General features: G+C 37.7%; 15 protein-coding genes. 4 read left to right on the top strand and 11 right to left on the bottom strand.

Going from position 1 to position 13852, the window contains the following annotated elements; genetic code table 11:
- The first annotated feature begins 46 nt into the window (after nucleotides 1–46).
- Complete coding sequence (locus tag MV589_RS04950; RefSeq protein ID WP_297432631.1) at nucleotides 47–2128, top strand: ATP-dependent helicase; 2082 nt, start codon at nucleotides 47–49, stop codon at nucleotides 2126–2128.
- Here the strand turns inward: MV589_RS04950 and MV589_RS04945 are convergent.
- From MV589_RS04945 to MV589_RS04930, 4 genes are read right to left on the bottom strand one after another with little or no spacing between them, the layout of a single operon-like run.
- Nucleotides 2125–2913 (bottom strand): EI24 domain-containing protein, encoded by a 789-nt coding sequence (locus MV589_RS04945; protein WP_297432629.1) that lies wholly within the window; start codon nucleotides 2911–2913, stop codon nucleotides 2125–2127. The two genes, MV589_RS04950 and MV589_RS04945, sit on opposite strands and share 4 nt — an antisense overlap.
- A 1-nt stretch (nucleotide 2914) precedes the next feature.
- Nucleotides 2915–3436 (bottom strand): YtfJ family protein, encoded by a 522-nt coding sequence (locus tag MV589_RS04940; RefSeq protein ID WP_297432627.1) that lies wholly within the window; start codon nucleotides 3434–3436, stop codon nucleotides 2915–2917.
- Nucleotides 3433–4398, bottom strand: a complete 966-nt coding sequence (locus MV589_RS04935) for a DUF3137 domain-containing protein (RefSeq protein ID WP_297432625.1) — start codon at nucleotides 4396–4398, stop codon at nucleotides 3433–3435. Before MV589_RS04935 ends, MV589_RS04940 begins: the two co-directional genes overlap by 4 nt.
- 2 nt (nucleotides 4399–4400) lie before the next feature.
- Entirely contained in the window at nucleotides 4401–4958 is a 558-nt protein-coding gene (locus MV589_RS04930; protein ID WP_297432623.1) for a LemA family protein, read from the bottom strand.
- Nucleotides 4959–5416: 458 nt separating this feature from the next.
- Here MV589_RS04930 and MV589_RS04925 point away from each other — a divergent pair, with 458 nt between their 5' ends.
- Nucleotides 5417–5707 carry a YciI family protein gene (locus MV589_RS04925; RefSeq protein WP_297432621.1) on the top strand — a complete coding sequence of 97 codons (291 nt, stop codon included), beginning with the start codon at nucleotides 5417–5419 and terminating at the stop codon, nucleotides 5705–5707.
- 250 nt (nucleotides 5708–5957) lie between these two features.
- On the opposite strand, the gene MV589_RS04920 is transcribed toward MV589_RS04925, so the two are convergent.
- Genes MV589_RS04920 through MV589_RS04895 form a run of 6 tightly spaced genes read right to left on the bottom strand, consistent with a single transcriptional unit; the run spans nucleotide 5958 to nucleotide 12633 of the window.
- On the bottom strand, nucleotides 5958–7145 hold the full coding sequence (locus MV589_RS04920) for a BaiN/RdsA family NAD(P)/FAD-dependent oxidoreductase (RefSeq protein ID WP_297432620.1): 1188 nt from the start codon (nucleotides 7143–7145) through the stop codon (nucleotides 5958–5960).
- Nucleotides 7145–9340, bottom strand: coding sequence for an endonuclease MutS2 (locus tag MV589_RS04915; RefSeq protein ID WP_521966169.1), 2196 nt, complete (start codon nucleotides 9338–9340; stop codon nucleotides 7145–7147). The genes MV589_RS04920 and MV589_RS04915 overlap by 1 nt, the downstream gene beginning before the upstream one ends.
- A gap of 13 nt (nucleotides 9341–9353) precedes the next feature.
- Nucleotides 9354–9683 (bottom strand): hypothetical protein, encoded by a 330-nt coding sequence (locus MV589_RS04910; RefSeq protein WP_297432616.1) that lies wholly within the window; start codon nucleotides 9681–9683, stop codon nucleotides 9354–9356.
- Complete coding sequence (murC, locus tag MV589_RS04905) at nucleotides 9683–10996, bottom strand: UDP-N-acetylmuramate--L-alanine ligase (protein WP_297432614.1); 1314 nt, start codon at nucleotides 10994–10996, stop codon at nucleotides 9683–9685. Before murC ends, MV589_RS04910 begins: the two co-directional genes overlap by 1 nt.
- A gap of 1 nt (nucleotide 10997) precedes the next feature.
- On the bottom strand, nucleotides 10998–11501 hold the full coding sequence (locus MV589_RS04900) for a hypothetical protein (protein ID WP_297432612.1): 504 nt from the start codon (nucleotides 11499–11501) through the stop codon (nucleotides 10998–11000).
- Nucleotides 11488–12633 (bottom strand): succinyldiaminopimelate transaminase, encoded by a 1146-nt coding sequence (locus tag MV589_RS04895; protein ID WP_297432610.1) that lies wholly within the window; start codon nucleotides 12631–12633, stop codon nucleotides 11488–11490. Before MV589_RS04895 ends, MV589_RS04900 begins: the two co-directional genes overlap by 14 nt.
- A gap of 93 nt (nucleotides 12634–12726) precedes the next feature.
- Here MV589_RS04895 and MV589_RS10945 point away from each other — a divergent pair, with 93 nt between their 5' ends.
- Nucleotides 12727–13191, top strand: a complete 465-nt coding sequence (locus MV589_RS10945) for a c-type cytochrome (RefSeq protein WP_367271555.1) — start codon at nucleotides 12727–12729, stop codon at nucleotides 13189–13191.
- 14 nt (nucleotides 13192–13205) lie between these two features.
- Entirely contained in the window at nucleotides 13206–13406 is a 201-nt protein-coding gene (gene thiS / locus MV589_RS04885) for a sulfur carrier protein ThiS (protein WP_297432608.1), read from the top strand.
- Here thiS and acpS read toward each other — a convergent pair.
- Nucleotides 13374–13754, bottom strand: coding sequence for a holo-ACP synthase (gene acpS, locus MV589_RS04880; protein WP_297432607.1), 381 nt, complete (start codon nucleotides 13752–13754; stop codon nucleotides 13374–13376). The genes thiS and acpS overlap by 33 nt on opposite strands.
- Nucleotides 13755–13852: the final 98 nt, after the last annotated feature.

Here is a 13852-nt window from a genome sequence, read left to right as displayed (position 1 = left end):
AGAAGTATAATCTCACTCTTAAAAAATCCAGTAGTAGGAACATTTTGTGCCATTATCCCGTTTAAATGAAGAACAGCATGCAGCAGCAACCTCCAATGCTAGTAAAAATCTTATTATTGCTTCGGCTGGAACGGGGAAAACGTCTACCATTGTTGGACGAATTGGATATCTTTTAAGTAGTGGTATAAAGCCCGAAGAGATACTGTTACTTACCTTTACAAATAAAGCTGCGGCTGAAATGGTTGCTCGTGTGGCTGAGTATTTTGGTGCAGGAGTTGCCAAAAAAATAGATGCAGGAACTTTTCATGCAGTGAGTTATAGATGGCTGAAAAAGAGAGATAAAAGAGTAGTGCTTAAACAGCAGCGTGAACTTAAAACCCTTTTTCGTTCTGTCTATGAAAAACGCTCTTTTGGACATATTGATGCTGAGGTTTCGGCATATGGTGGTAACTACCTCTATGATATGTACTCTTTTTATCAAAATACAGAGCTTGAAAAAGATTTTGAGGCATGGCTTATTGAGAGTCATCCTGAACATGAACTCTTTGCAATGATTTACGCAGATATTGTCGATGAGTTTGAAGCCCTCAAAAAAGAGTATGGTTTTTTAAATTTTAATGATTTGCTCCTCCATTTTCGAGAGATGTGTAAAGATGATGAACTTGGCTATAAAGAGGTGCTTGTTGATGAATATCAAGATACAAATGCACTGCAAGGGACACTTATAGATGCTATGAATCCACCTTCTCTTTTTTGTGTTGGAGATTATGACCAAAGTATTTATGCTTTTAATGGTGCAGATATTGGCATTATTGGTTCATTTACAACAAAATATCCTGATGCGGTTGTACAAACACTTACAAAAAATTACCGCTCATCCGTGCCTATTCTCTCTTTGGCGAGCAGGGTAATAGAACACAATGAAAGAATTTACCCTAAAAAACTTGAAGTGACGCGTATTTACGATGCCCAGTCTCCTAAACTTCTTGCATTTGATGAGCTCTTTGATCAGTACCACGCAATAGCGGCTATGATACGAGATACCCAAACGCCACATGAAGAGATAGCCGTTATTTTTCGTAATAACTCCTCAGCTGATGGCATAGAAGTAGGGCTGCGTGAGTTGGACATTCCCTGTAAACGCAAGGGTGGTACAAGTTTTTTTGATGCTAAAGAGGTTAAAGCTATATTGGATCTTTATACTCTGCTTGTAAATGAGTCAGATATGATGGCATTTATTCATCTATTTGAATTTGCACGCGGTATTGGAAGTGCTATGGCCAAAGAGCTTTACATTGCGCTGAAAACTTTGGGGCTTGGAAGTATGTTCTATGGACTTTATGCACCTGATGAGTCAATAAAAAATCCATTTGAGAAGAGAAAACTCAATCATCAGCTTGGACTCTTTGATGACTTTTTAGAACTCGGTGCGGTGGGAAAATATGCAAAGCTTGGTTTTGAAGCGAAGTTTATGAAAAACCCAATTCTTAAATACCCAAAATTGACAAAAGAGTCAGCAACTTTTTTACATAATTTTTACCTCCTTTTTCGGGATTTAAAAGGGATTAAACAGCCCCAAACCATTGTACGAAAAATAGCCGAATCAGAACTTTATAAGTACATCAGTGATGTTTTAGCAACAAAAAGAGCAACGCTCAAAGATGGCTCCATTGATGAAAAACAAAAAACAGAAGCACTTACGAGAATAAAGAGAAAAGAGTTGCTTCTTCGAGAACTTTCTAAGCCATATTCAGAACATGATAGATTTCTAAACGCAATGATTTTAGGCTCGTCCGATTTGACGCAAGGGGAGGGTGTGAACCTTTTAAGTGTACATGCTTCAAAAGGTTTGGAGTATAAAGAGGTTTACATCGTAGATTTGATGGATGGTCGTTTTCCAAACCGTAAACTCATGCAAAGAGGGGGAAGCTTAGATGAAGAACGCCGTCTTTTTTATGTGGCAGTAACCCGTGCAAAAGACATTCTCTACCTTAGTTATGCAAAATATGACAAAATCAAAAAGCAAAATTTTATGGCGAGTCAGTTTTTATATGAAGCGGGATTGGTTGCAAAAGATGAAGCGTATAGGGCGATGGTTATGAAAGAGGAAGAAAAAGAAGAGAATTAACTCTCTTCATTTCTTAATTTTTTTGTCTCAATAAAATAACTATGCCCCAAATAAATCACATAAAAAACAGATGCAAAAAAGACAACAAAGGGAATCATGGAGAGTAGGTAAAGTCCTAATGTCTTTAGTCTTAGTGTTGAGCCGTGAAAAAAGCTTATTTTTTTGGCTTCTTCTTTTGTACAGATAGCTGAAGAGACATCATAGGTCATCATCTTATGAAAAAAGTAGTACAGAGGAAAGTTAAACGCGATGATATTTACCAAAGGAATAAAATACAGAGGTACAAATACCAAAAAGAGAATAAGCATTACCGCTATCCATTTAAGTGTAAGAAATATACTCTCTGCTGCGTTTGAATAGCCTATCATCTCCACATTTTGGTAGTGCCGTTGCTGAATCTCTTTTAAAATATTGTGCGTTAAAAAACCAATGACTAAAAGAGCCACAAAGATGGAAATATAAAGCACAAAAAGTCCACCAATAGTGTAGATGAAAAAGCTTGCTATCCATGAAGTAAGAGCTGAACTCATCAAAAACTTCATAATTCCCGTTCCTGCTAATGTCTCTTGAAAACTCTCAGTATGAGGTATGCCGTTTTGAATAGTTGTTTGTGTACTTTGAATATCCATAGTAGTAAACTGATCCATTCCCATACCAGCTACGATAAAAAAGAGAATGTAGAGGATTATCATACTAATAACAAAAGGCATAATGGAATACGCCAACATTTTTTTTGTAAAAAGGTCTCTTATACTGCGTGTGAGTATACTTGTTTCTTCATTCATTTTATAAATTTGCCTCTATAATGTCAAATGCTTTTTGCGTATCGCTTGTGCCCATTTTTCCTGATTTGTAAAAGAGCAGAGTGCCATCTTTTGAAAATATGAGAATGTCTGATGCATCGTCACGAAGTCCCCATTTTTTGACAAGCACTTTGTTGTAATCTTTTACATAGATGGTCTTTGGAAACTCTTTTTGTTTGCTTTTAAGAATGATATTTATGGCAAAGTTTGGCTTCCATGTCGCTGCCATATTGATGATGGCTATGCTTCCAAAAGCACCTCTGCTTCTGTAGTCTTTTGCCTTGAGTGCTTGGGAAAACTCTTCATTGACATCTTTTTTGTCTGGGTCAACATAGAACATAACATAGACTTTGTTTTTTAGCATACTAGAATCCCATGCTTTTCCATCTTTAACAAGTCCCCCATTCTTACCGCTGATGACTACCTCTTTTGGCTTTTCATTAACAGTTACGGCATATAGATTTATAGTAGCAAGAAGTGCTACAAGTAATATTTTCAGTTTCATATTTTACTCCACAGTTTTTGATTGAGATTTAACTCTTTGACAACACCTACAGCTAGATGCAGGGTTTTTAAATACTCCATTGCTATTTTATACTTTAAAAGTGAATGAAATACAGAAGCTTCAAAAAGATCTTTGTTGTAAGCGATGGCAAGGTAGATATTTCCTCCTACAAATGAGGCATAGAGGGGATGTTTTGACTGCTTTTGATAGTGCAATAATTTTTGCATGAGTGTATGTGTAAGAATGTAGCGTGCTTCGACTTGGTCTGTCGAATAGACTACAAACTCTTTTTCAAACTCTGGGTTATCCATCTTTACAAGTTCACTTCTTGAAAAGTTGTTTGACTGCAGCCAGTTTCCAACAAGGTCACCAAAAGTGCTTTGTGCTCTATCTGGCAAAACAACAGTTTGACCTTTAAAGTTTTTGTTAAATTCACTGACTATGAAGAGCCCTTGAAACATTGTTGTCCAAGAGGTATTGTTTTTTGAGTCTTGATGCCTTTTTTCTGCGTGAAAATCTGAAAGTTGTATAGGTACGCCGTCAATTTTACCATGGATGTAGTCATTGCCACTTACTCTGTCTGGTCGAGAGGTAAAAAGTCTTGAACGTGTGAAGTAGGTCTCATCTATGTGTCGTTTGGGTAGATACTCAAGGTTTTCATCAAGCTCTTTTATAAGTGGAGCGATTATTTTCTCTTTAAAAGTGCTTTTGTAGCCTTTTACAAGATATTTGTACAAAATAGCCCCAAGTGTAAACGCAGCGAAGCAGAAAAAGAGAAACATATCTATCTCTCCGTTACTGTATCTTAGAATTACTACCCCTATAAACGCAGCGATAATAAGATAGCTGATACCGAGCTTGATAACTCTACTTTTGACAGCTTCTCGCTCTTTTTCGAGTTCCTGTAAGACGGGGTAGAGCGTTTTGTAATAAAAGTCGGTCAGTTCACTTATGCTTTTCATATTTACGTGTTAAAAAGCTCTTTGACATTGACATTTTTTCTCTCACTTTTATCTATCTCAAACACTTTTTTCGGCTGGTAGTGCATCATGGTTGCAAGAATGTTTGTCGGTATCTGTTCAAGTGCATTGTTGTAGTCTGTGACGGCTTGGTTGTAGGCACGACGCGCTGCAGCTATTTGTGCTTCTACTTCATTAAGTGAATGTTGCAGATGTAGCACATTTTTATTCGCCTTAAGCTCCGGATAGTTCTCAACAGCCACCATTATGGAGCCAAGTGCAGCACTCATCTTGGCATCAAGTGCCATTTTATGCTCGTTTGAAATGTTTGGTCTATTTGCCTCAGCACGTAGTTTTGTGACTTCATTTAAGATGGACTTCTCATGTTCCATATATTTACTCACAGAAGCGACAAGGTTTGGGATGAGGTCATAACGCTTTTTGAGCTGTGTATCGACAGCAGCAAAAATGTTGTCCACTTGATTTTTCTTTGCAACAAGTGAGTTATACATCAATATGATGAGAATAACGATGACAATAAGTACAATAAGAGGTGTTGACATAGGAAGCCTTTAAGCTAAGATGAAGTATTTTAGCATAATTTTACGATGCTTTTATTTAAGCGACATTTTGTGTGTTATTGCCAAAATCTTCCAATTAACAAACACTAAATATTTAAGAATAATAGAGATTTTTTCCAAAAAGATTTAATTATTTGACAAATTGTTATATTTTCAATAATTAACACACAAATAGTTTGTTTGTTAATGTTGCTTTTAAAGGCTGATTTGTGTAAAATATTCGTTGAATAAATAGTTGTAAGTTCCCGCGGAGCGGAAACTTACAACGGCGAAGCTGAGCTCTAAACGAGCCACCAACCTTTTGTCGTATTCCGCTACGCTACATACAACAAAAGGCAGGAGTCTCACATCAATGTCTCTTCCAGAAAATCGCAAGCGAATTTTCCGAAATACACATTAATGAAGCTCAGCTTCGCCGTTATACTCACAAAAGGATTAAAATGTTTATAGTATCATTAACATATATAGTAGATTTAGAAAAAGTAGATGAACTATTACCTTTACATGTAGATTATTTAAAAAATCAATATGAAAAAGGTAATTTTATTGCATCAGGACGAAAAATCCCAAGAACTGGTGGAATTGTTTTATCAAAATTAGACAGTATAGAAAAGTTAGAAGAAGTTTTAAATCAAGACCCTTTTAAAATTAATAATTTAGCAGAGTATAAAATAGAAGAATTTATACCAAGTATGACAAGTAGTGACTTTGTCAATTTAAAAGAAGAGTAGTAGTAATTTTGGTATAAAAGAGTATAACAATTCGTAGAGACTGTGAACTTAGTCCAATTCACCCCTAGTTAAGGCTAAATTTACACCTCTATTTTTATAAATATCTCACCTGTTTTGGGATATTTTGTAAAAATAAAAATCTTTCTAAAAAATAGCCTAAATAAACTCCAAATCGCAAGTATAATGAACCCCTAAAACTTGAACAAAAGTTGTAATATTTCTCGAAGAAAAGAGATAAAGCCTAAAAACTTTAAGATGTTACGCTTTTAGCACAAACAAAAGCACTCGCCCACGCAAAAGCGAAGTTATATCCACCGCGGCGACCGACAACATCAAGAACTTCTCCAACAAAGTAAAGATTTTTTTGCTTGAGTGATTCCATACTCTTTGGGTTTATTTCTTGCGTGTCTATGCCACCACCGCTTACTTCTGCATGGCGAAAACCGTGGGTCTCTTCTACTTCAAAACGCCAGTTACCTATGCAGTTGGCGATTTTTTTAGCTGTTTTTGTGTTTACTTCACTGCACTGCGTTTGGGGTGAAAGGTCTAAATACTCTAAGACATTTGTAGCAATTTTTATGGGTAGGAGTCCTACTAAAATATTAAGCAGAGTAAATGCAGGCATTCGTTTTGCGACTGCGTTTATGTGCGCTGCTATTTGCTGTTGGGTGAGTCTTGGTAAGAGGTTCAAAGAGACTGAGACATGATTGAACTCTAAAAGAGCTTTTGAGGCAGCTTGTGAAATATCTAAGATGGCAAAACCGGAGAGCCCATAGTTGGTAAAGAGAATGTCCCCTTTTGTTGTAAGCTCTTTTTGATGGTTTATAAAGAGCGTAACTTCTCCATCGACCTTTGCACCTGCCATTTTGTGTACTACTTTTGCATCTATTTCAAGCTGCACAAGAGAGGGGTAAGCTGGGATGATGGTATGTCCAAACTCCTTTGCAAACTCCTCTCCATCACTGTTTCCACCAAGATGTGAAGCTGCGCGTGAACCAGTTGCCACGACAACCCCGTCATACTTTTTCATAAAATCTTTTATGGAGTTTATGTGTGCGTTGTAGTGAAAATTGACACCGAGATTTTTGGCATACTCTTCAAAAAGTTTTGCAACACTCTTTGCTTCATTAGAGAGTGGGTAGGCTCTGCCGTCCTCTTTGACATCGAGCGGTAAGCCTATGGAGTTTACAAACTTCTCAAACGCAGTAAAGCCAAACTCTTTGAGCGCAAACGCAACAAAGTCAGGATTTTGGCTAAAGTAGTCCTCCTTTGAGAGATTTCTGTTTGTAATGTTACAGCGACCATTTCCAGAGACGAGAATCTTTTTGGCCACTTTTGCATTTTGTTCAAAAAGTGTGACTTTAATATCTTTTTGTGCAAGTAAAATAGCACAAAAAAGTCCTGAAGCTCCACCTCCGATGACTGCAACAGATTTCATTAGAGTGTCACTATTTTTGCACCAAATCTACCCATGTGTTGTGGTGCATCTTCAAATTTTTTCACTCGTGGATGGGTTTTTAGAAACTCTTTGACAGCATAAGAGAGTTTTCCTGTTCCAATACCATGATAGACGATGACTTCATCCCAGCCGTTTATGAGCGCATCATTTAAGAACTTGTCAAGAACCTCTGTTGCTTCAACTGCGCGCATACCATGGAGGTCACACTTAAGTCCTGCTTTTTTCTCTACATTGAGAGTAAGATCTGTTCGTGGTTTTGCTTTGACTATTTTTGTTGGTTTGAGGTACATCGTCTTGACACGAATTTTCATTCCATTTACTTCTAAAATAGCTTCATTTTTACTCTTCATTGCCACAATGACACCGCTTTGAGTGTGGTACTTTACTTCATCGCCCACTTTGAACTCTATGGCTCTGTTGTCTTGCTTTTTTTGCTCTTTTGGAAGGTTTTGTTTTGCTTTGTTCATGGCACGGTGGATGGCTTGAGTATCTCCCTCTCGTGCTGCTTTTTTTGCTTGGCTTATAGCACTCTCATATTCGCGTTTGAGCTCAGCTTTCTCTTTTTGCAACTCAAGGTGAAGTTCCTCTTTTTGTGCTTTTATCTGCTGCTCTTTTTTTTGTAACTCTTCGAGTTTTGCATCTACTTTTTGATGCTTTTGTTTGAGTTCACGCTCAAGTTGGCTTCCACGCTCAATGAGCATGGAGAGCTTTTCAGAATTATCTCCATAGACCTTTTTCGCCTCTTGGACAAGTTTATGTGAAATTCCATAACGGCTTGCAGTCTCAAAGGCGTAACTCTTTCCGATAATTCCCTGCATAAACTCATAGGTCGGTTTTCGCGCCTCTTCATCATAAATGGCAGCCATTAGCTCCACATCATCACGATCAGCCATAAGGGCTGCAAGACGTTTGTGGTGGGTTGTAACGACTATTTTTTGTCCGCGTTTTATTAGCTCATCGAGGATGACCTTAAAGAGTGCGGCTGCCTCATCGGAATCTGTTCCGAGTTCTATTTCATCAACGCCTATAAGTGCTGATTTGTACTCAAAGATATTGGAAAATTGTTGCATACGCCCAGCAAAGGTAGAGATGTCATTCTTGACATTTTGCGGGTCGTCTATGATGGCTTGAACAGCTTTAAAACTTCCAATGTGCGAATGTACTTCATTTAGCTTCATAGGGATGATGTACTTTGCCATAAACGCAGAGGCGAGAATAGATTTGAGCAGCATCGTCTTACCACCTGCGTTTACTCCTGTAATCATCAAAATATTTTTAGAAAAATCTACACTAATAGGTTTTGCTTTATGCAGGGCAGGGTGTACAAAGTCTTTGAGGATGATTTTAGCATCTTTTTTGCTCTTTAAAATTTGCAGATTTTTACTCTTTGCAAAGAGTACACGCGCTTGATAGTTATCAAAACGTGTAAACTCTTTGTCAATGAATTTTATAAAGGGCTGCAACTCTGCTAACTTTGTCGAAAAAGTTTTCGCATACTCATAAAAAATGGCTTCTCTCTCTTGTTCAATAAAGCGAATCTTCTCTTTTGATTTTAAGATACTGTCAGGTGCAACATAAAAAAATCCACCAGTAGAGCGTCCTAGAACTGCTCCTTTGAGTACATGGTTAAAGCCGCCTCGTACAAGTAGACACTCTTCATTGTTTATAAGATGTATCTGTGTATCTACAAGGTAACCTGCGAGTTTTGAACTTGACATAAGGCGTTTAAGTGCACCTGAAATGTTGTTTTTGTGCTCTTTTACTCGTTCTGAGAGGTGAAAAAGATTTTCATCGAGATTCTCCTCAAACTTGCCATCATGTGTGAAGTACTTCTCCACCTCCAAAAACTTCTCAGGAATGACAAACTTTTCCATCCATTCCCCAATAAGTCCCTCAAGTTCCCGTTTTTCAAAGTAGCGAAAATAGCGTACTATTTTGACTATTTCAAATATCTGCTCAAATGTGAGTACACCGTGCTTTTTAAGATGCCCATGGATTTCGTAAAAATCAATGACTTTTGGAGGTGCTTTAAACTCAAGTTTATCAAGCTCTTTGATGTATCTGAAGTGTAGCTCTTGGTCGCCTTCGATGTAGAGCGGATGTTCACGAGAAAAAAAGCTACTAAATTGTTCAATATATTGGGATAAATCGAGTTGATTTATGAGCGTTTGTATTTTTGTATTTTTATTATTCACAGTCTGTTGCACTTATCATCTCTGCATAATGTGGGGTGTTCTTTTTTCCTATAAATGTATAGGTTCCTATGCTTAGCGAGTAGGTCGCTGCGTTTACTTCTCTATCTTTACATTGTATAGTCTTGCCTTGTTTGTATTGGGTAACGATATTGAGAAGTTTTTGTCTCTGGTTATTTTGGTAGGTGTTGTAGGCTATGGCACTATAGATAGCGACAAAAAGTGCCGTAGTGATAGATATTTTGTGCATCTTGGTAAGCTCTGTAAAGTAGTGTAGTATGTAAAAGAGCCCAATTAAAAGTACAAAAGATACGATGTAAGCCACTATGCAATTCCTCTGATTTGGTAAGTAATATCACCGGCACCAAAACCGATGATAAGCCCCTTATCAAGGGTCTCCAAGTTTTTGTTGTCTTTGATAACTTTGATGGTGTTGTTCGTACGGGAGATTTTATCTGCCATTGTGAGGTTGTAGTCTTTAAAACTCTCTTGGAAATTTATCTCGCGAGGAGCTTCACCCGCTGACCACACAGGAAGAATAATAAGCTCTGCCGCACCATCAAAACATTTGATGAACTCATCGAGATTATCTATGGTACGTGAGTATTTATGTGGCTGCCAGATAGCGGTAATTTTTTCAAAACCTTTGAGATGTGCGTACTCTTTGACTGATTCAAAGGTCGCTTTTATCTCTGTAGGGTGGTGTCCATAGTCATCAATGATGACGCTGTCACTCTCAAAGCCTACAATGTCGAAGCGTTTTTTAATGCCTTTGAATGTGAGAAGATTTTGACGAATATCTTCAATATCCATAGATTCATGCGCTGCTAAAATAGCAAGTGCAGCATCAATGGCAATATGCTTGCCAAATCCCCAGACATCAAAAGAGCCAAAATCTTTAAAAGTAAAACGGGTGTGGGGTTCATTATTTATAAGAACGAACTCTATGTTTTTTATATCTTTGCTTGGGTAGAGCCATTTTGCATCCACTGTATCTACAAGGGTAGAGAGAAATGGATCTTCTGCGTTTAGGACTTTGAGTGGTGCGAGGTTTATAAAAGTTTTGTAGGTGTCGTAAAAACGCTCATAATTGTAGTCGTAGTACTCCATATGTTCTGGTTCTGCGTTTATAACAATGGCACAGTAGGGGTTTGTATTTACAAAGCTTCCATCGCTTTCATCTGCTTCAAAGAGCATCACATCACTTATCTCATCGTAACGTACGTTTGAGCCAAATGCTTTTGATTCTGCACCGATAATGGCAGAACCATCCATAATAGAAGCCAAAATAGCACTTGTCGTACTCTTTCCATGCGCACCTGCTACTGCATAGACCTTTTTGTCATCTAAAATCTTCAGCAGTGCTTCACGGCGTGCAAGCACTTCAATGCCTTTTGCTTTTGCCGCGACTACTTCAGGATTGTCTGGGCTGATAATGGCAGAGTGTACAACAAAATCTTGGTTTGTAATAGCTTCTGCAGCATGAGGCACTGTAATAGCGATGCCCATATCACGCAGTTTTTTTGTAATGACGGTATCTTTAATGTCAGAACCGCTCACTTCATGCCCTTTAAAGTGCATATATTGTGCAAGTCCTGAGATGCCGATGCCGCCGATGCCGATAAAGTGTATTTTCATGCTATTTCCCTTTCTCTTGGGAATTGTTTAGCAATTCTTGTGCTTTTTTTGTAAATTCACTTATGTAAAATGTTCCCATTTTTTGTGTAGCATCAAGGTCAGCAATTTTTTCTAAAAAATCATCAAATGGCACTTTTTCTGCTGCGGCTATCCAATGAAGTTTCATAGCTTTTGAGAATTTTTTGTCATTACTTAGACCACTTATTACTTCAAAAAGTGCTGCTGCGTCGTTAAATTCATCTGCAGAGTAGTGCTCAACGGCATACTCATAGAGTGCGCGAAGTGTTGCGAAGTCTTGGACTTCATTCATATCCATAACGCGGTGTGCTTCAAGGGTATCGGTGAGTTTTTCCAGTGCTAAATCAAGAATATTTGCATAAAAGCCGTGGAGTGTATCTTCATCAAAAGTTTCATGTGCCTCTTGTTCAAGAACGTAGAGTGACGCGATGTCACTTGCCTCTTGTGCTTTTAATACTTTCTCTTTGAGTGTTTTAGTTTTGCTCATTTATACATTCCTTGATTCTTAATAGTGCATCTTCTGTTTTTTGTGGGCTTTCCACGAGTGCAATGCGGATAAATCCTTTACCCGGATTTTCACCCTTTGTATCTTCTCTTGCCAAGAACTCTCCTGGGAGTACCTTTACATTGTAGTCTTTGTATAGTCGTTTTGTAAATTCCAGTGCATCACCGACATCTATCCAGAGGTAAAATGTCGCCTCTGGTATGTCAGTGCCAAGTATCTCTTTTGCTATTTGGAAGTTCTCTTTGTAAACTTCTCGCGCATTTGCAACATGTACTTCATCACTCCAAGCTTCTGCCGCAGCGTATTGGAGTGGAAGTGGTGAGGCACAACCGACATAGGTTCTGTACTTCATGTACTCTTTTAAAATTGTTGCATCTCCTGCAATAAATCCTGAACGCAGTCCTGGTGCTGAAGAGCGTTTTGAGATGGAATTAATGACTAAAATGTTTTTAAAATCATCATTACCAATGGATTTTGATGCTTCAAGTAGAGATGGAATAGGTTTATCGGTGTATATTTCACTATAGCACTCATCATTTAAAAGAGCAAAATCATGTTTGAGTGCCATTTTAACCCAGCTTGAAAGCTCTTCAAGCGTTAAAATGCCTGTTGTTGGGTTATTTGGAGAGTTTAGAATTACAAGATTACACTCTTTTAGCAGCTCTTCATCTATTTCTGGTTTAAAGTTATTTGCTGCGTTTAGGTTGAGGTGTATAACCTTTGAACGCGTTGCAATGGCTGCACCTTCGTAGATTTGGTAAAATGGATTTGTATATGCCATTACGGGATTTTTTGTATCAAAGAGTAAAAACTGAGGAAGGTTGAAAAGTACCTCTCGTGTTCCAAAAGTAGGAATAATCTGCTCGTCTGTAAGTGTGACTTCAAATCTTTTTTCTACAAAGCCGCGTTGTGCTTTGCGTAGTATTGCTTCACCCGTTGTTTTTGGGTATTTTTTTAAAAGTGCGGTATTGTCTGCAAGTGCCTTTTGTATAAACGCAGGTGTTTCAAACTGTGGTTCGCCGATGGTTAAAACAGATGGTGTATATTTTTCATTTGGAGTGATATTTTCTAAAAGTGTTGTAAGTTTTTCAAATGGATATGGTTCAAAATGCATAGATGAGTTTCGCCTTAAAAAATTTAATATATTTAATTGTAATTATAGCAAAAATTGTTGTACAATAAGTAACATGAAACTAAAGGAGAAGTGATGAAAATACTATTTTTAGTAATTGCTGCACTATTTGTAGCGGGATGTTCACAAGATAAAAAGGAACAAGAGCATACGAGTCAGGTAAAAGTACCCCAAACACAAACTGTTACAGCTGAAAAAAATGTGACGCAAGAGACGCCAAAAGTTGAAGTGAAAGAGACTAAAAAAGCTGCCGTAGTAACAAAACCAGCAAAAGAAGTTGTAGTGATAGATAAAACAGCGATAAATGGTGCAAAAATATTTGTAAAATGTTCAAGCTGCCATGGAAAAAATGCAGAGAAAAAGGCACTTGGAAAATCACATGTCATTAAGGGTTGGAAAGAGGCGAAAATTGTCGATGCACTTCATGGTTATAAAGCTGGAACATATGGTGGTTCTATGAAAGCTGTGATGAAAGCACAGGTGTCAAACTTAAATGATGTACAGATAAACGCAGTCGCTAAATATATTTCAGAACTTTAATAAAAGAGGTAGGAATGAAACTAATTGTAAATGGACATGAAAAAGAGTTTGATGAAAATATAAGGCTATTTCAAGTGTTAGAAAAGCTTGAGCTGGTTGGTAAAGTAATGGCTGCGGCTGTAAATATGGAAATAGTCAAACAAGATACATGGGAGAACTACGTTTTAAAAGATGGCGATAAGTTAGAACTGCTTGACTTTGTCGGTGGTGGGTGAGTTACACTCAACAGTTACAACGCTAATGGCATACTCTCCATCGTGAGTTATGGAGAGCGCTGCGTTTAGAATGTCAAACCTCTCTACAAGGGAGTTTGAGAGAGCCAATTTTGGCGCTCCTTTGTCTGTTTTGTAGATTTTTATATCTTTAAAAGAGCACTCTGCTCCTATTCCTGTTCCTATTGCTTTTGAAAATGCCTCTTTTGTTGCCCAAAAACCTGCTGCTGTTTTAGAAGACTTCACAAGTGCTACTTCTTCATCACACAGAAATTTTTTCAAACCCTTTTCTCCAAAACGCTCCATCAAACGCTCCATACGCGCTGTTTTTATGATGTCTATACCTATCATTTAGTGGTGCACCGATACGACATTTGGTGGTTCATAATCATAAAAATGTAATTCTTTAAAAATAGCAGAGACTGTCCCTCCATCACCATAGCGATTGA

The organism is Sulfurimonas sp. (assembly GCF_026991475.1).
Taxonomy (GTDB): Bacteria; Campylobacterota; Campylobacteria; order Campylobacterales; family Sulfurimonadaceae; genus Sulfurimonas.
This window is presented reverse-complemented; position numbering and strand designations above follow the sequence as displayed.

Bases quoted from the DNA above. Each gene is read 5' to 3' on its own strand.
- MV589_RS04945 (WP_297432629.1), bottom strand. From the start codon at position 2,913: ATGAATGAAGAAACAAGTATACTCACACGCAGTATAAGAGACCTTTTT.
- MV589_RS04940 (WP_297432627.1), bottom strand. From the start codon at position 3,436: ATGAAACTGAAAATATTACTTGTAGCACTTCTTGCTACTATAAATCTA.
- MV589_RS04935 (WP_297432625.1), bottom strand. From the start codon at position 4,398: ATGAAAAGCATAAGTGAACTGACCGACTTTTATTACAAAACGCTCTAC.
- MV589_RS04930 (WP_297432623.1), bottom strand. From the start codon at position 4,958: ATGTCAACACCTCTTATTGTACTTATTGTCATCGTTATTCTCATCATA.
- MV589_RS04925 (WP_297432621.1), top strand. From the start codon at position 5,417: ATGTTTATAGTATCATTAACATATATAGTAGATTTAGAAAAAGTAGAT.
- MV589_RS04920 (WP_297432620.1), bottom strand. From the start codon at position 7,145: ATGAAATCTGTTGCAGTCATCGGAGGTGGAGCTTCAGGACTTTTTTGT.
- murC (WP_297432614.1), bottom strand. From the start codon at position 10,996: ATGAAAATACACTTTATCGGCATCGGCGGCATCGGCATCTCAGGACTT.
- MV589_RS04900 (WP_297432612.1), bottom strand. From the start codon at position 11,501: ATGAGCAAAACTAAAACACTCAAAGAGAAAGTATTAAAAGCACAAGAG.
- MV589_RS04895 (WP_297432610.1), bottom strand. From the start codon at position 12,633: ATGCATTTTGAACCATATCCATTTGAAAAACTTACAACACTTTTAGAA.
- MV589_RS10945 (WP_367271555.1), top strand. From the start codon at position 12,727: ATGAAAATACTATTTTTAGTAATTGCTGCACTATTTGTAGCGGGATGT.
- thiS (WP_297432608.1), top strand. From the start codon at position 13,206: ATGAAACTAATTGTAAATGGACATGAAAAAGAGTTTGATGAAAATATA.
- acpS (WP_297432607.1), bottom strand. From the start codon at position 13,754: ATGATAGGTATAGACATCATAAAAACAGCGCGTATGGAGCGTTTGATG.